This window comes from Cupriavidus phytorum (assembly GCF_003254285.1).
Taxonomy (GTDB): Bacteria; Pseudomonadota; Gammaproteobacteria; order Burkholderiales; family Burkholderiaceae; genus Cupriavidus; species Cupriavidus phytorum.
Genome location: NZ_QKZN01000011.1, coordinates 104455 through 121270, shown reverse-complemented (window position 1 = coordinate 121270; position 16816 = coordinate 104455). Strand labels below are relative to the sequence as shown.

Genomic DNA, 16816 nt, shown 5'->3' with positions numbered 1-16816 from the left:
AACGCGCCATGAAAGCAACCATCGCCCCCGCGCTGCTGGCGCTCGCCCTGCTCGGTGCCGGCCATGCCGGCGCCGCGCCGCAGGACATCAAGCTGCCGGCGGAGAACGTCAAACTCAAGCCGGCAAAACTCCCCGGCTACGGCATCGCCACGCAGAAATGCGCGATGTGCCATTCCGCCGACTACGTCTCGTACCAGCCGCCCGGGCTGACGCTGGCGCAGTGGACCGCCGAGATGAAGAAGATGCAGCAGGCCTACGGCGCGCCGATCGACGACGCCGAGGTCGAGCAGCTCGGCGCCTACCTCGCGGTGGCCTACGGCTCCGCGAAAATCAAGGACCCGGAGATCGTGGCGATCGCGCACAAAGCCGGCAAGCCGGCCGCTGCGGAGGCCACGCCGGCGGCAACTGCCACGGCAGTGGACGTGCAGGGCCTGCTGGCGAAGAACGCCTGCCTGAGCTGCCACGGCGTGACGCAGAAGATCGTCGGCCCGGCCTATCACGAGGTTGCGGTGCGCTACAAGGGCGACCCGCAGGCCCAGGCCAGGCTGGAAGCCAGCATCCGCGGCGGCAGCAGCGGCAAGTGGGGGGCGGTGCCGATGCCGCCGTTCGCCGGCCTGAAGCCCGAGGAAGTGAAGGCCCTGGCGGCCTATGTCCGCCAGCAATAGGCGCGCACGCACTGCGCTGACTGAAAGGCGCCCCGGCTGGTCCGGGGCACCTTGCATTTGGGGCTTGCAAGTTTCGGCCGGCTCCTTATACTTAGCCGCATGGCTAACCATTGTGCCGAGTTTGCAGACGTGTCCCAGGCTGTCGATCTTTCCCCGCTGTCCGGCGTGTTCTACGCGCTGGCGGACCCGACCCGCCGCGCCATCGTCAGCACGCTCGGGCGCGGGCCGGAAACGGTCTCGGCGCTGGCAGCACCGTTCGCGATGGCGCTGCCCTCGTTCATGAAGCACCTGCAGGTGCTGGAGCGCAGCGGCCTGATCCGCTCGCGCAAGACGGGGCGCGTGCGCACCTGCGAGCTGGTGCCGCAACCGCTGTCCGACGCACAGCAATGGCTGGCCGACCAGCGCGCCCTGTGGGAGGCCCGTACCGACCGCCTGGCGGCCTTTGTCGAAGCACCTGATCAAGAGGAACAGTCCCATGACGAATGAAAACGCCGCCGGCCCGGAAAGCCATGACCTGGTCATCTCGCGCCTGCTCAAGGCCCCGCGCGCCAAGGTCTGGCGCGCCTGGAGCGATCCGCAGCTGCTCAAGCAATGGTGGTGCCCCAAGCCCTGGACCACCGAAGTCCGCGCCTTCGACATGCGCCCCGGCGGCGCCTTCCATACCTTCATGCAAGGCCCCGATGGCGGCACCAGCGACAACCCCGGCTGCTTCCTCGAGATCGTGCCGATGGAGAAGATCGTCTCGACCTCGGCGCTGGTCGCCGGCTATCGGCCCGGCACGCCGTGGCTGTCGATGACCGCGGTCATCACCATGGCCGACGAGGGCGACGGCACCCGCTACGTGGCGCGCGTGATGCATCCCGACGAGGCTACGCGCAAGCAGCATGAGGAGATGGGGTTTTATGAGGGCTGGGGGACGTGCATTACGCAGCTGGAGGAGTTTGCGCAGCAGTTGAAGTGAGCAGGGTTATGCCGATACCGTCGGCAAAGCTGCGGGTGTGCTCCCCTCTCCCGCGTGCGGGAGAGGGGCCGGGGGTGAGGGCAGGCGCTGGCAATAGCGATAGCCTTCACTTCGTCGATGCTCTCGCCCTCACCCCGACCCTCTCCCGCAAGCGGGAGAGGGAGTACACAAGCGTGAGTTGGAGAGCTCGAGGCAATGATGTCGCTGCGGCTCTCCGGTGTCTGACATTCAAAACCGGTGCCGCAACCCCACGCTCACCGACTTCGCATCATCCCCACTCCCCGGATCGATCACGATGCTGTTGTTGCTGACACTGCCGCCGGCGCTGTTGTGCACCAGCACCGCGCGCACGTAGGCCGTGGTGCGCTTGCTCAGGTCGTGGTCCCAGCCCAGCGTGACGGCCAGCGGCCGCTGGCCGCCGCCGAGGATCTGGCGCTTGAGCGCGGCGGCCTTGAAGGTGTCGCGCTGGGTCACGGACCAGCTGAAGGTCACGCCGTAGTGGCGCGCCGAGCGGGTCTCGGGCCGGTCGCTGCTGGCCGCGCTGAACAGCAGGCCGATCTCCACCGGCTTGAAGCGGTACGAGCCGCCGACGAAATGGTTCGACGTCAGCGTCGGCTCCACCGGCACGTTGGCGCCCGAATACATCCCCTGGTAGCTGTAGAACGCATAGGCGTTGCCCGCCTCCCAGGTCGCGTTCATGCCGAAGTTAAGGCCGGAGCGCGCCGACCCCGGCACCTCGCCCGGCGCCACCGCCGCGCCGAAGCCAAAGCCGCCCCACTTGGGCGAGAAGTACTGCACCGCGTTGTCGAAGCGCGCGCCGTAAGCCACATGTCCGGTGCCTTGCGATGCGGTCGCGCTGAGCAGGTTGAACGGCGACACCGCGCCATTCAGCAGGAACGGGTCCAGCCGCAGCAGCGCATAGAACGACGGCGTGTACTGCCGCCCCAGCCGGACCTCGCCCCAGCCGCCTGACAGGCCCAGGTAGGCCTGCCGCCCGAACAGCCGGTTGTTGCCGAAGAATTCCGTGCCGGTGTCGATATTGAATCCCGACTCGACCAGGAAGTTGGCCTTGAGCCCGCCGCCGAGGTCTTCGATGCCGCGGATGCCCCAGCGCGACGCGGCCTGCTGGCCTTCGCGCATGCGCACCACGCTGTCCGAGCCCTTGGCGTATTCGATCGACGCATCGACCACGCCGAACAACTGCATGGTGCCGGCCGCGGCATTGCCCGCGGCCAGGGCCACGCCCATCGCCATCCACTGTGTTGCCTTCACGCTCTCTGTCTCCCGTCCTCGTTGTTGTGTGTCTGCCCTACTTCGCCTGCAGCCCCGCTACCTTCACCACCTCGCCCCATGCCGCCAGGTCGGCGCTGAGCAGCTTGCCGAGGTCGGCCGGGCTCGACGGCGCGGCCGGCTGCAGGTTCATCGCGGCGAATTTGGCGCGGTCGGCCGGGGTCTGCAGGATGCGGTTGACCTCGGCGTTGAGCCGCTCGACGATCGGCGCGGGCAGGCCCTTCGGCCCGAAGATAGCGACCCAGCTGGCCTGCTGGAACGGCACGCCCTGCTGCGACATGGTCGGCACCTCGGGCGCGGTCAGCAGGCGCTCCGGGCCGGACACCGCGATGCCGCGGATGCGGCCGGACTTCAGGTGCGGCACCGAAGAGATGGCATCGGTAATGCCGATGGTGACGTGGCCCGCGGCCAGGTCGTTGCTGCACTGGGTCGCGGTCTTGTACGGGATGTGGCGCAAGTGGATGCCGGCCCTGGCCTTCAGGTATTCCATCGCCAGGTGGCCGCCGGAGCCGACGCCCCATGAGCAATAGGCCAGTTCCGTCTTGCTGCCTTTGGCATAGGCAATCAGTTCCTGCAGGTTGCGCACCGGCACCTCGGCGCTGACCGCCAGCAGGTTGCCGCCGGGCTGGCTGGGCCGTGCGATCGGCGTGAAATCCCTGACCGGGTCGTACGGCAGCGACGGCGTGGTCCACGGGTTCACCGTCATGGTCGCGGCATAGGTGAACAGCAGCGTGTAGCCGTCGGGCGCTGCGCGCGCCACGGTCTCGCTGGCGATGATGCCGTTGGCGCCGGGGCGGTTGTCGACCACCACCGGCTGCTTCAGCCCCGCGCTCAGGCGCTCGGCCACCAGCCGCGCGGTCTGGTCGGTCACGGTGCCCGCGCCCGACGGCAGCACCATGCGGATCGGCTTGCTGGGGTAGGTGGCCTCGGCGTGCGCGCTGGCGGCGCCCGCCAGGATCAGCGCCGCGCCCAGGGCCGCGCGCGTGGCGCGCGCCTTGCGGGCGCCAGTGTGCTGGCTGTTCATATTGCTGTCTCCGTTGCGGCGCATTGGCCGCGCATGCCGGTACGTTGCCGGCGTGTCGTCAGCGGGCGCGCCGGCTGTCCCGGGCGCCCGCGCTGAACCGGCTCAGGCCTGCGCCTGCGCCGCGTGATCGAGTGCCGCCAGCCGCTCGTAGTGCCAGTCGGCATCGCCGAACAGGTTGGCGTGCGCCGCCAGGCGCTTGTAGCAATGGCCGACTTCGACCTCGTCGGTCATGCCGACGGCGCCGTGCAGCTGCACCGCGTCCTCGCCCAGCGCGCGCCCGGCCTCCGAGACAAAGGCCTTGGCGTGCGAGACCGCGCGCATGCGCGCCACCGCATCGCCCTGCAGCGCGTCGGCCGCGGCCTCGGTGATGGCGCGCGCCTGCTCGACGCTGACATAGAGGTCCACCAGCCGGTGCCGGATCACCTGGCTCGCGATCAGCGGCCGGCCGAACTGCTCGCGCGTCGCCAGGTAGTCGCGGGTCAGGTCGAAGGCGCGCGACATGGTACCGACGGCCTCGGCGCAGGCCATCACGGTGGCGCGGTCGATGGCGGCCTCCACCAGCGGCCAGGCACCGTCAAGCAGGCCGATGCGCGCGCTGTCCGGCACCACGGCGCGGCGCAGCGTCACGCTGGCGGTCTGGCGGCCGTCGTAGGTCGGCAGCGCCTCGACGCTGACGCCGCGCGTATCCGCCGGCACCGCGAACAGGGTCAGGCCATGGCGCTCGCGGCGCTGGCCGCCGGTGCGCGCCAGCACCAGCAGCAGGCTGGCGCTGCCGCCGCCCAGCACCAGCGTCTTGCGGCCGTCCAGCGTCCATTGCCCGGGGGCGTGGGCGTGCGCGGTGGTGCTGATATCGAAGGCGTCGTAGCGCCCCTGCGTTTCCCAGGCGGCCAGCGCCAGCATCGCGCCGCCTTCGGCCATCGCCGCCGCGGCGGCCATGTGCGCGGGATCGCCGCAGGCCGCCAGCAGCGGCGCGCACAGCGCGGCATTGGCCAGCCACGGCTCGGCCGGCTGGGCGCGGCCCAGTTCTTGCGCCAGCAGCGCCTGGTCGGTGGCGTCGCCCAGGCCGCCGCAGGCTTCCGGCAAACCCAGCGCCAGCCAGCCCATCTCGGCAAACGCCCGCCAGTGCGTGCGCGAGAAGCCCTCGGGCCCGGCCAGCGCGGCGCGGCGCTGCTCGAAGCCGTAGCCGCGTTCGAGATAGCGCCGCACGCTGTCGCGCAGCATGCGGCGATCGTCCGTTGCATCGCTCATCTGTTGGTGTCCTTATGCAGAAGTAGCAGCCGCCGTGGCCGCGCTACAGGCCCAGCACCTGCTTGGCCAGCAGCTCGTGCTGGATCTCGCTGGAGCCGCCGGCGATGGTGTAGCCGCGCGTGACAAAGCGGCGCGCCGAGGCTGCCGCGGCGTAGGCGGACTGGCCCGGTGGCGGCAGCGCCGGCTCGAAATGCGCGGCACGGTCATAGGCCAGCGTGTCCGGGCCGAGCGCGTCGACCGCCAGGTTCTCGATGTCCTGGATCAGCCGGCTGCCCAGCAGCTTGAGCATGCCGGTCTCGGGCCCCAGCGCCTGCCCCGCGCGCGCCTGCCGGCGAAAGCGCAGCACGGTCGCCGCCAGCGCCTCGAGCCGCACCTCCAGCGCGCGCAGCCGGCGCGCGAACCACGGGCGCTGCAGCAGCGGCTGGCCGCCCTCTTCCAGCTCCGCGCCGATGGCGCGCACCTTGGCCAGGCGGCGGCGGTTCTCGGCCACGCGCGCCAGGTTCAGCCGCTCGTGCTCGAGCAGCGACTTGGCGATGGACCAGCCGGCGTTCTCGTCGCCGACGCGGTTTGCCACCGGCACTTCCACCTCGTCGAAGAACACCTGGTTGAACAGGTGCCAGCCGTGGATGCCGACCAGCGGCCGCACGCTGACGCCGGGGCTGCGCATGTCGATCAGCAGGAAGCTGATGCCCTGCTGCGCGCGCGCCGCGGTATCGGTGCGCACCAGGCAGAAGATCCAGTCGGCGTACTGCGCGTACGAGGTCCAGATCTTGCTGCCGCTGACCACGTAGACCTCGCTGCCGTCGGGCCGGGTCTTGCGCACCGCGCGCGTCTTCAGCGACGCCAGGTCCGAGCCGGCGTTGGGCTCGGAATAGCCCTGGCACCACCAGTGCTCCTGGTTCAGCATGCGCGGCAGGAAATACTGCTGCTGCGCCGGCGTGCCGTAGCGGATCAGGATCGGCCCGATCATCTCGAGGGTGATGCCGCCGCTCTCGGGCGCGTGCGCCAGCACCAGCTCCTCCTGGAACACGGCGCGGCGCTCGGCGCTCCAGTCGCAGCCCTGCCAGGCCGCCGGCCAGTGCGGCACCAGCCAGCCGCGCTCGGCCAGCCGGTGCTGCCAGTCGACCAGCTCCTGCTTGCTGAGTTCCAGCCCGAGGCGGACCTTCTCGCGCACGGCATGCGGCAGCGCGCGCGCGACGAACTCGCGCACCTCACCGCGGAAGGCCTGCAGCGAGGCCTCGTCGTCGTGGTTTATGTTGTCAGGGGAATCGGTCATGGTGTCTGCCTTCAAGCGTTGCTGGCGCGCGCAACCGAGGCCGCGCGCATGCCGCCCTTGATCGCCGCCACGCCCTCCGCCGGAAAGCCGCCGATGGTGGCGGCCAGCCCGCGCGCGCGGTCCAGCACCTGGGTGTCGTCGACCATCTCGGTGGCGATGCCAAGGCGCAGCAGCTCGGGCGCGGGCACGCGGTCGCCCAGCAGGCACAGGCGCGCGGCCACGGCTTCCGCATGGCGCAGCGCCAGCCACTCGGCATTGCGCGGCGCGGCCATGCCCAGGCGGATCTCGCCGATCTGCAGGAAGGCGCCGGCGCCGCACACCAGCAGGTCGCCGGCCAGCGCCAGCGCCGCGCCGCCGTTGATGGCATGGCGCTCGAGCGCCACCACCCACGCCTTGCGGCTGTGCCGCAGGCCCTGGTGCACGCGCTCCCACACCGGCGCGAACGCCGCCAGCCCGCCGGGTTCGGCCTGCAGCGCCTGCAGGTCCAGGCCGGAACAGAAGCCGCCGTCGGCGCCGCGCAGCACCACCGCGCGCACGCTGTCGTCGGCGGCCAGGGTCTCGATCGCGTCGCCGAGCGCGCGCGCCAGCGCCATGTCGATGGCATTGCGGCGCGCGGGGCGGTTCAGCACCAGTTCGGCCCAGCCGGCGTGGCGCTGCAGCAGGACGGCAGGCTGCGGCGCGTTCATGCCGCCTCCTGCGCGACGTGTTCCATGCCGATGTGTCCGGCACGCGCCATGGCATCGATCTCCGCGGCGCCGTAGCCCAGTTCCGTCAGCACCTCGGCGGTATGCTGGCCAAGCCGCGGCACCGCGGGCACGCCGCCGGCAGGCAGGCCTGCCATGGTGAAAGGCAGTCCGGGCAATTCCAGCCGCCCGCCCTCGCCGTCGTCGACCGGCCGCATGATGCCGCTGGCGCGCACATCGGCGCTGGCGCTGACCTGGTGGTAGTCGCGCACCACGCCCACCACCACCTGGTGGCGTTCGAGCAGCGCGCGTGCGGCATCGCCGCTCAGGTGGCGCATGGCGTCGTGCAGGATCGACAGCAGCGCCGCACGGTTCTGCACCCGCAGTGCGTTGCTGGCAAAGCGCGGGTCGTGCGCCAGCGCCGGCTGGCCGATGGCTTCGCACAACCGCGTCCAGTGTTCGTCGAGATAGGCCGACAGCACGATATGCCCGTCGGCCACCGCGATCACGTCGGCCGCCGGCGCCGCCTTGGGCTGGCTGTTGCCGCTGCGCACCGGCAGCGCGCCGGAGCACTGGTACTCGGCCCACAGCTGGGCCTGCAGCTGCACGCCTACCGACAGCAGCGAGGTCTCGATGGTCTCGCCGGCGCCGGTGCGCTCGCGCCGGAACAGTGCCGCCAGGATGGCATTGCCGGCCGCCAGCGCGGTGGCCGCGTCGATCAGCGCGAAGCCGGCCTTGAGCGGCTGCCCGCCGGCCTCGCCGGTGACCGACATCATGCCGCTCTCGGCCTGCGCGGCGATATCCAGCCCGGGGCGCGTGCGCGACGGCCCGCGCGTGCCGAAGCCGCTGATCGAGGCGTGGATCAGGCCGGGACGCGCGGCGCGCAGCGTGGCGGCGTCCAGCCCCAGCGCTTCCATCACGCCGGCGCGGGTGTTGTGCAGCACCACGTCGCTGGCCAGTGCCAGCCGCCGCGCCGCATCCAGCCCGCCGGGCGTGCGCAGGTCCAGCGCGATGCCGCGCTTGCCGCGGTTGTAGGCCAGGAACATCGGGCTTTGCGGGCTGGTGCCGTCGAAGCGCCGCGCACTGTCGCCGCGCAACGCCTCCACCTTGACCACGTCCGCGCCCAGGTCGGCCAGCATCATGGCCGCGCCCGGCGCCGCGATGAACTGCCCGAACTCCGCTACGCGTATGCCTGCCAGCGGCAGGTCTTGCCGGATTGCCATGCGGTTTCACTCCCCGAAGAAGCCGGCGCGGCCGGCGGTTGGCGTCGATGTGGAGCGATCATGCGGTAGCACCGCGCATCACGGCAGATGCCAAAACGGCTGCGGTGCAAACCGTGGGTTAGCACCCCGGGTTATCCCGAAGCCCGCGGATTGCGGCTATGCTGGGCGCCCTGGCCATCGCCTGAACGGGACTCTCCATGCGCCTGAACCAACTGCAGGACTTCATCGCCGTGGCCGAGCACGGCAGCATCCGCGCCGGCGCGCGCGCCCGCGACGTGTCGGCGCCGGCACTCACCAAGAGCATCCGCCAGCTCGAGGAAGAGCTGCACGTGCCGCTGCTGACCCGCACCACCCGCGGCGTGGTGCTGTCGCGCTATGGCGAGGCCTTCGTGCGACGCGCACGCCTGATCGCCACCGAGGCGCGCAAGGCCAGCGATGAGATGCGGCAAATGCTGGGCGCGCGCAACGGCGTGGTGCGCGTGGGCGCCACCGGCGGCCCGGCGCACCTGCTGCTGCCGGCGGTGCTGACGCGCTTCCGCGCCCAGCATCCGGACGTGCTGGTCTGCATCGACAGCGGCGTCTACCCGATGCACCTGGACGACCTGCGCGCGGGCGTGATGGACATGGCGGTGAGCCCGGTGCCGGACGAGGGCATCGAGCGCGAGTTCACCTGCGAGCCGCTCTACAACAACGATTCGGTGGTGGTTGCGCACCGCGAGCACCCGCTGCGGCATGCGCGCCGCCTGCACGAGCTGGTGGGCTCGGACTGGGTGCTGACTGGCCAGCGCATGCAGGGCCCCGGGGCTGCCATCCTCGATGCCTTTCGCGAACACAACCTGCCGCTGCCGCGCGTGGCGGTACGCTGCGACACCATCGGCATGATCCAGTCGCTGCTGCAGGACCGCCACCTGCTGTGCATGCTGCCGCGCCAGCTGGTGCCGGGCCAGCTCGCCGCCGCCGGGCTGGTGCCCTTGCCGATCGAAGACCGGCTGCCCAGCCACCGCGTCAGCCTGATCTACCGCGCCGATTCGCCGATGACGCCGGTCGCCGCGCAATTTGCCACGCAGCTGCGGCGCGAAGTCCACTACCTGACCCACCTGCCCGACAGCCCGCTGCGCCGCCCCGCCTAGCTCGCGCCTGGCGCGCGTTAGCGCAGCGCGCGGCGCGCGGGAACTGCCAGCAGCGGCTCGGTGCTAACCAGCGGTTTACACCCGAAATTCCCGAACCGCCGCCGCGCCGCGCCGGCGCTGGCTTTGCGGCCGGTGCGCCGCGGCGCGGCGGGATTTTCCCCAATCCCTGCGCGGCGCCTTCTTGCCCGACAGTGGCGCTGGACAACAACCGGACCGCAGGGAGGCAAGCATGCAGGACATCGAAGACCGGCCGTCGGCGCTGGTCACGGGCACGGGGATCGACAGCGCCGGCGACGGGGTATGGCTGCTGCACGGGCAGGGCCAGAGCTTCGTTGCCGAGATCGGCGACGGCCTGCTGGTGGTCGACAGCGGCCCCGGCGGTCGCGTCACGCGGGGCATGATCGAGGCACTGCGCACGCAGACCAGCCTGCCGGTGCTGGCAATCTGCTACAGCCACGGCCACCTGGGCTACAACGCCGGCCTGCAGCAATGGCTGGACCACGCCGCCGCGCGCGGCGAGCCCGCGCCGCGCGTGCTGGCCCACGTCAACGTGCTGGCGCGCCAGGCGCGCTACCGCGAGACCCAACGCATGCAGCAGCGCATGGCCGAGATCCAGTTCCGCCAGCCGGCCGGCGCGCTGGCGGGCAAGCTGGCCCAGGTGGCACCCACGGAAACCTTTGCCGACGGCGTGACGCTGGGCCACGGCGAGCGCCGCGCCGAAATCCTGTGGGCGCCGTCCGAGACCGACGACGCGGTGGCGGTCTGGCTGCCCGGCCGCCGCGTGCTCTACGGCGGCCCGGCGGTGATCGACTCGATCCCGAATATCGGCACGCCGTTCCGCACCATGCGCGACACCGTGCGCTGGGCCGATACGCTCGAACGCCTGGCGGCGCTGCAACCGCTGTCCGTCGTGCGCGAATTCGGCGCCACCGTGCAGGGCGAGGCCGAATGCCAGCGCGTGCTGGGCGAAACCGCGCGCGCCCTGCGCTGGCTGCGCGCCGAGGTGGTGCGGCTGATGAACGCGGGCTGCAACGAGCGCCAGATGCTGGCCGCGCTGCGGCCGCCCGCGGCGCTGTTCGACCAGCCCTGGATGCGGCCCACGTATGGCGACCCCAGCTATATCGCGCGCGATATCTACCGCTCGGAGAACGGCTGGTGGGACCGCAACGCGACCACGCTGCACCCGGCGCCGCCGCAGCAGGCGGCAGCGGAGATCGCCGCCGCCGTGGCCGACCACGGCGCGCTGCTGCGCCACGCCCAGGCGCTGGCCGAGCGCGGCGACACGCAACTGGCCTTGCACGTGATCGACGTGCTGGCGCTGGCACCGGATCAAACCCCGAGCGTGCGCGAGGCGCGCCGGCTCAAGGCGGCGTGGCTGCGCCAGCGCGCCACGCAGGTGCGCAGCTATGTCTCGCGCAGCCTGTACGGGGCGGCCGCCGACGCGCTGGTGAGCGAGGCCGCGGACAACTTCGGCCTGCACTAGCAAGCCTTCTGCACCGGGAGACACCATGGAACATGCCGTGCCATTCAGCACCCTTGCAGCTGCGGCCGCACCACTGACGGACCCACGCCGGCGCACGCTGCTGCGCGGCCTCATCGCACTTGGCATGGGCGCCGCGGCCAGCCCGCTGTACGCCGGCAACGGCTGGCCGGCGCGGCCGGTCCGGCTGGTGGTGCCGGCGCCGCCGGGCGGCGGCACCGACCTGTTCGCGCGCACGCTGGCGGCATCGCTGGGCCAGGCGCTGGGCCAGACCATCGTGGTCGACAACAAGCCGGGCGCGAACGGCATCATCGGCAACGATGCCGTGGCCAAGGCCAGCCCCGACGGCTACACGCTGCTGTTCACCTACGCCGCCGCGGTGGTGATCAACCAGACCTTGCAGTCCAGGCTGCCGTATGACGGCCTGCGCGACCTGCAGCCGGTGGCGCAGATCGGCGCCGGCGGCAATTTCCTGGTGGTGACGCCGGACTTCCCGGCGCGCACGCTGAAGGAATTCGTCGAGCAGGTGCGCAAGCGCCCGGATGCGTACGACTACGGCTCGTGGGGCATCGGCTCGGGCGGGCACCTGACCATGGCGGCGCTCGCCATGCAGACCGGCATCCGGCTGCGCCACGTGCCGTACAAGGGCGTGGCGCCAATCCTGGCCGACCTGCAGGGCGGCGTGATCAAGGCGGCGTTCGTCGATACCTCGTCGTCGCTGCCGCTGATCCGCGCGGGCAAGCTGCGCGCGCTGGCGGTCAGCGGCACGCGCCGCGCCCCGGCCACACCCGAGGTGCCGACCATGACCGAGCAGGGCTTTCCGTTCGACACCGACAGCTGGTATGGCCTGTTCGCGCCCGCCGGCACCAGCGCCGCGATCGTGCAGCGGCTCAATGCCGAGGTGAACCGGCTGCTGGCGGACGCGGCCATGCGCGAGCGCTTCCTGCAGCTGAACATGGGCATGGCGCCGCCAAAGACCCCGGAACAGTTCGCGCAGACGGTGCGCGCGGATGTGGGGGTGTGGGGCAAGGTGATACGGGCGAACAACATCAGCGTCGACTGAAGTCGGGGGCAAGCGCAAAGGCCGGCGCGCTGTGGAAGCGCCTGCCCTCTCCCCCGGCCCCTCTCCCGCAAGCGGGAGAGGGGAGCAAACCCACAGCAACGTTAATCGCCTCGATCGATTCAAACGACCGCTTGTGTACTCCCTCTCCCGCTTGCGGGAGAGGGTTGGGGAGAGGGCCGGAGTCTCGACAAAGTCCATGCCTGCGGTATGCCACCGCCTGCCCTCCCACCCGGCGCCTCTCCGGCAAGCGGCAGCGTGGAGCAAGGCCTCTTGCCCGTTCGCCGCGACTGTCGTATGGTGGCGGCTCCTGGGATAACCGAAGCCCCGCCTCGAAACCCGCCGACCCACGGCCGCTACGCATTGCCGCTCTGCAATGCCGCGGCGTCCAACCGACGGGAGTCCATCGTGGACAGGCGCATCTATCTGCTGACGGCAACGGTATTCCTCGCCGGCATCGCCGAGAACATCTGCATCGGCATCCTGCCTTCGCTCAGCACCGGCCTGGGCGTCTCGCTGGCGACCGCCGGACAGCTCACCACCGTTTTCTCCGCCGTCTTTGCCCTCACCGCCCTGCTGGCCGCCGCGCTGCTCACGCGCGGCGACCGCAAGACGCTGCTGCTGGCAGCGCTCGGCCTATTCGCGCTCAGCAACGGCGTGGCCGCGGCCAGCCCCGGCTACGCCGTGCTGTTCGGCGCGCGCGTGCTGATGGCCGCCAGCTGCGCGCTGGTGATCCAGCTGGCGGTGATGCTGGCCACCGCGCTGGCGACACCGGCCACGCGCGGGCGCGCGCTCGGCCTGGTCTTTGTCGGCATCAGCGGCTCGCTGGTGCTGGGCGTGCCGGCCGGCATGGTGCTGGACCAGTGGGCGGGCTGGCGTGCGGTGTTCGGTACGCTCGCGCTGCTGGCGTTGCTGCCGGCGGTGCTGCTGTGGCGCGGCCTGCCGCGCTCGCCGTTGCAGCGCACGGCCTCGCTGCGCGCGTACTGGCAGGCGTTGGCTGATGCACGCGGGCTGTGCGCGCAGCTAGTGTCGGTGGCGATGATCGGCGGCCATTTCACGCTGTTTGCCTATCTCAGCCCCTATTTGCAGGCCCATGTTGGCGCCGATGCGCGCGCCCTGACCGCGTGCTACGCCGCCTTCGGCGTGGCCGGCGTGACCGGGGCCTGGCTGGGCGGCTGGTGTTCGGACCGCATCGGCACGGGCCGCGCGCTGCTGGCCTGCCCGGCGGCGTTCTGCGTATCGATGGCAGTGCTGCCGTTGGCCGCGATCTCGCCGTGGCTGCTGCTGCCGGCGCTGATGGTTTGGGGGGCGATCAGCTGGTCGGTCTCGCCGATCGTGCAGAACTTCCTGGTGCGGCAGGCACCCGCTGACGCCGATGCGCGCATCGGCATCAACGTCGCCGCAATGCACGTGGGCGTGGCGGTGGGCGCGGGCCTGGGCGGCGTGATGGTGGACCGCGGCGCGCTGCTGCAAACACCGTGGCTGGGCAGCGCCATGGTGGCGCTGGCCTTCGGCCTGGCGCTCGCCGCGGTGCGCGGCCCCCGCTGGCACGCGGCGCTGCCGTGAGGCGGCGCCGCCGCCAGCCAGTCGACTTCTTCCTATACCGATGTCGGAGCTTCACCGACAGCGCGCGCCCTACCCAGCCACTAGTATCGATTCAGAAAAACAGCACGCCCCACGAAGACCCGGTGCCGCAAGCGGCATCCGGGCACGGCTGCGCGCTGCATGGAACGACCGCAACAACAGAAGGAGGAGCGCCATGGACCGCCGCCAGTTTCTCAAGTGGGGGAGTTTCCTGACCGTTACCGTTGCCACCGGCGGGCTCAGCGCCTGCGGCGGCGGCGACGACGATCCGGCGCCGGAACCGGATGCCGGCAATCCCGAGAACTTCAACTTCGTGCACGGCGTGGCCTCGGGCGACCCGCGCCCCGACAGCGTGATCGTGTGGACGCGCGTGGAAGGCAGCAACGGCAGGCGCCCGGTGGTGGTGCGGCTGCAGGTGTCGACCCAGCAGGACTTCGCGCCGCCTACGCTGCTGGTCAACCAGCCGCTGATGGCGCTGCCGGACTGGGACTACACCATCCGCAACAAGGTCACCGGCCTGAGTCCGGGCACGCGCTACTTCTACCGCTTCCTGCTGGGCAACCGCCCCAGCACCACCGGCCGCACGCGCACCGCGGCCGCGGCGGGCACCCCGCTGGAACAGCTGCGCTTCGCCTTTGTCAGCTGCCAGGACTGGAATGCCAACCACTGGGCCGGCATGGAAGAACTGGTGCAGCAGGACCTGGACTTTATCGTCCATGTCGGCGACTACATCTACGAGGCCGTGCCGGGCGGCTCGCGCACTGGCAACGTCGAGGACCGCCACACCGTGCTGCAGCTGCCCAACGGCACCGTGCTGCCGGATGGCAGCGTCTACGCCACCACGCTCGACGACTACCGCTACCTGTACCGCAGCTACCGCAGCGACGCGCGCCTGCAGGCGCTGCATGCTGCGTTCCCGATGATTGCGATCTGGGACGACCACGAGTTCTCGGACAACTGCTGGCAGGACCGCCAGACCTACAACATCACCGACGACCAGACCCCGCGCACCGCGCGCCGGCGCGCCGCCAGCCAGGCCTGGTTCGAGTTCATGCCGGCCGACGTGACACTGGACCAGAACAACCCGTCATTCCAGAACATACAGATCTACCGCGCCTTCACCTTCGGCAACCTCGCCACGCTGCTGATGACCGACGAGCGCCTGTACCGCGCCGACCATATCATTCCCGAGGCCTCGGTCGGCCGCTCGATCGGCAGCCTGTATTTCGTGCCGACGGCAACGCTGGCCGCGGCCGAGGCGCAGAAGATCGCGGCCGCCGGCAACGCGCTGACGCCGGTGTCGATGCTGGGCGACAACCAGCGCGCCTGGTGGCAGGACCGCATCGGCGCCGACGCCACCACCTGGAAGCTGTGGGGCAACCAGCTGTCGCTGCTGCGCATGCAGATCGACGTGCCGCTGGCGGTGGCGCGGCTGATCGCGCGGGCCCTGGTGGCGGCCAACAACGCACTGGCTGCGCTCGAGACCGCGATCGCCAACGCGCTCGCCGACGACCTGCGCGCGGCGCGCACTGCCGGCACCTATGTCAACCTGGCCTATACCGCGCTGCGCAACGTGCTGGTGCAGGCGGGCATCGACAGCACCGCCTTCGACACAAGCATCAAGCCGGTGATCGAAGCGCGGCTGCCGGCGGTGACGCTGCTCGAACGCTTTATCCTCAATGCCGACCAGTGGGACGGCTTCAACGCCGAACGCAAGAACCTGATGGCGTTCCTGAAGACCAACGGCATCCGCAACGTGGTGGCGCTGAGCGGCGATATCCACGCATTCTTCGGCGGACAGGTGATGGACGACTACGATGCCGCCGCCCCGGCACCGGTGATGGTGGACCTGGTCACGGCCGGGTTGTCGAGCAACACGCTGCTCAGTTCCTTCCGCACCGTGGTCGATACCGACGCGGCCTTTGCCGCGCTGCGCGAGCTGATCTACAGCAACGTCGGCGGCACCATCGTCAATACCTTCGATGCCACGCTGCGCGCCTTCAACCCGTGGCTGCGCCATGCCGACACCAATGCCGAGGGCTATGCGCTGGTCACGCTGACGCCGCAGAAGCTGAGCTGCACCTTCCACACCATGAAGCCGCTCGCCGGCGGCAGCGCGCCGGCACAGCCGGCCACCGCCGGCACGCGCTTGCTGGAAGTGGCGGCAGGCACCGCCGACGTGACCGTGACCTAGTGACCGTGACCTAGTGACCGTGACCTAGTGACCGCGACCTAGTGACCGTGACCTAGTGACCGCGACCTAGTAGCCGGCCTGCCGGTCCACCAGGTTCAGCAGCGCGCGCCCCTCGCGCGCCCGCCGCAGGTTGTCGAGGCATTGCCGCGCCACCAGCGGGTACGACGGATCGGCCGCGATATGCGGCGTGGCCTCGATGCGCGGATGGTTCCAGACCGGGTCGTCCGCTGCCGGGGGTTCCTTGGCGAACACGTCCAGCGCCGCGCCTGCGAGGTGGCCTTCGTCGATCAGCGCGACCAGGTCGGGTTCGACCACATGCTCGCCCCGGCCGACGTTGATCAGGTAGGCGCCCCGCGGCAGCCGCGACAAGGTGCGCCGGTCAAGCAGCCCCTCGGTGCGCGGCGTCAGCGGCAGCGTGCAGACCAGGATATCGCTCTGCGCCAGCATGGCGTCCAGGCCATCGTCGCCGGTGAAGTCCGTGACGCCGGGCAGGTGCTTGGCGGCGCGGCTCCAGCCGCTGACCGGGTAGCCGATGGCGACGAACATGCGCGCCACCTCGCTGCCGATCTCGCCCAGCCCCAGCACGCCCACGCGGCACTGCTCGGCATCGCGCCCCGCGTGGCGCTTCCATTCGCCGCGGCGCTGCTGCTCGGCGTAGCGGCCGAGCGCGCGGGTATGGCGCAGCGCCATCGCCAGCACGAAGCGGGCGATGCCGGCCTGCTGGCCGGGATCGACGATGCGCGTCACCGGGATGTGCGCGGGCAGGTCGGGCGCGGCCAGCAGCTTGTCGACGCCGGCGGTGGCGGCGCATACCAGCCGCAGGTTGGGATAGGCGGGCACCACGCCGGGCTTCAGGCCCCACGCGATGATGGCCTCGACCTCATCCGCGACGGCGGCCTCGCGGCCGTTCCACACGGTGATGTCGGGCGCCGCCTCGCGCAGCAGCGCGGTGATGGGAACCGCCATGAACGACGGCAGGTGGACGAGAATGGCCATGG

Annotated in this window: 15 protein-coding genes; 8 read left to right on the top strand and 7 right to left on the bottom strand. The window is 71.0% G+C overall.

Going from position 1 to position 16816, the window contains the following annotated elements:
- Positions 1–8: 8 nt before the first annotated feature.
- From sorB to C7416_RS23570, 3 genes are all read left to right on the top strand, one after another.
- Positions 9–665 carry a SorB family sulfite dehydrogenase c-type cytochrome subunit gene (sorB, locus tag C7416_RS23580; RefSeq protein ID WP_111521174.1) on the top strand — a complete coding sequence of 219 codons (657 nt, stop codon included), beginning with the start codon at positions 9–11 and terminating at the stop codon, positions 663–665.
- Positions 666–764: 99 nt separating this feature from the next.
- Positions 765–1151: an ArsR/SmtB family transcription factor gene (locus C7416_RS23575; RefSeq protein WP_111521173.1), complete on the top strand. Its 387-nt coding sequence runs from the start codon at positions 765–767 to the stop codon at positions 1149–1151.
- Entirely contained in the window at positions 1141–1626 is a 486-nt protein-coding gene (locus C7416_RS23570) for an SRPBCC family protein (protein WP_111521172.1), read from the top strand. Before C7416_RS23575 ends, C7416_RS23570 begins: the two co-directional genes overlap by 11 nt.
- A gap of 228 nt (positions 1627–1854) precedes the next feature.
- On the opposite strand, the gene C7416_RS23565 is transcribed toward C7416_RS23570, so the two are convergent.
- From C7416_RS23565 to C7416_RS23540, 6 genes are all read right to left on the bottom strand, one after another.
- A complete protein-coding gene (locus C7416_RS23565) occupies positions 1855–2880 on the bottom strand; it encodes a porin (protein ID WP_111521171.1) in 1026 nt (341 codons plus the stop codon).
- A 55-nt stretch (positions 2881–2935) separates the two neighbouring features.
- On the bottom strand, positions 2936–3940 hold the full coding sequence (locus C7416_RS23560; protein WP_111521206.1) for a Bug family tripartite tricarboxylate transporter substrate binding protein: 1005 nt from the start codon (positions 3938–3940) through the stop codon (positions 2936–2938).
- 102 nt (positions 3941–4042) lie between these two features.
- The gene (locus C7416_RS23555; protein ID WP_111521170.1) at positions 4043–5188 is read right to left on the bottom strand and encodes an acyl-CoA dehydrogenase family protein; all 1146 of its coding nucleotides are present in this window, start codon (positions 5186–5188) and stop codon (positions 4043–4045) included.
- Between the two features lie 43 nt (positions 5189–5231).
- Positions 5232–6464 carry an acyl-CoA dehydrogenase family protein gene (locus C7416_RS23550; RefSeq protein ID WP_111521169.1) on the bottom strand — a complete coding sequence of 411 codons (1233 nt, stop codon included), beginning with the start codon at positions 6462–6464 and terminating at the stop codon, positions 5232–5234.
- Between the two features lie 11 nt (positions 6465–6475).
- Positions 6476–7150 carry an enoyl-CoA hydratase/isomerase family protein gene (locus tag C7416_RS23545; RefSeq protein WP_111521168.1) on the bottom strand — a complete coding sequence of 225 codons (675 nt, stop codon included), beginning with the start codon at positions 7148–7150 and terminating at the stop codon, positions 6476–6478.
- Positions 7147–8370: a CaiB/BaiF CoA transferase family protein gene (locus tag C7416_RS23540; RefSeq protein ID WP_111521167.1), complete on the bottom strand. Its 1224-nt coding sequence runs from the start codon at positions 8368–8370 to the stop codon at positions 7147–7149. The genes C7416_RS23545 and C7416_RS23540 overlap by 4 nt, the downstream gene beginning before the upstream one ends.
- A gap of 197 nt (positions 8371–8567) precedes the next feature.
- Here C7416_RS23540 and C7416_RS23535 point away from each other — a divergent pair, with 197 nt between their 5' ends.
- The 5 genes from C7416_RS23535 to C7416_RS23510 all read left to right on the top strand — a co-directional run bounded on the left by C7416_RS23535 (position 8568) and on the right by C7416_RS23510 (position 15818).
- Positions 8568–9500 (top strand): LysR family transcriptional regulator, encoded by a 933-nt coding sequence (locus tag C7416_RS23535; protein ID WP_111521166.1) that lies wholly within the window; start codon positions 8568–8570, stop codon positions 9498–9500.
- 229 nt (positions 9501–9729) lie between these two features.
- Positions 9730–10983, top strand: a complete 1254-nt coding sequence (locus C7416_RS23530) for an alkyl sulfatase dimerization domain-containing protein (RefSeq protein WP_111521165.1) — start codon at positions 9730–9732, stop codon at positions 10981–10983.
- 25 nt (positions 10984–11008) lie between these two features.
- The gene (locus C7416_RS23525; RefSeq protein WP_111521164.1) at positions 11009–12043 is read left to right on the top strand and encodes a Bug family tripartite tricarboxylate transporter substrate binding protein; all 1035 of its coding nucleotides are present in this window, start codon (positions 11009–11011) and stop codon (positions 12041–12043) included.
- Between the two features lie 405 nt (positions 12044–12448).
- Entirely contained in the window at positions 12449–13606 is a 1158-nt protein-coding gene (locus C7416_RS23515) for an MFS transporter (protein WP_111521163.1), read from the top strand.
- 193 nt (positions 13607–13799) lie between these two features.
- Complete coding sequence (locus C7416_RS23510) at positions 13800–15818, top strand: alkaline phosphatase D family protein (RefSeq protein WP_111521162.1); 2019 nt, start codon at positions 13800–13802, stop codon at positions 15816–15818.
- Positions 15819–15884: 66 nt separating this feature from the next.
- Here C7416_RS23510 and C7416_RS23505 read toward each other — a convergent pair whose 3' ends face one another.
- Complete coding sequence (locus C7416_RS23505; RefSeq protein ID WP_111521161.1) at positions 15885–16814, bottom strand: 2-hydroxyacid dehydrogenase; 930 nt, start codon at positions 16812–16814, stop codon at positions 15885–15887.
- Between the last annotated feature and the right edge of the window lie 2 nt (positions 16815–16816).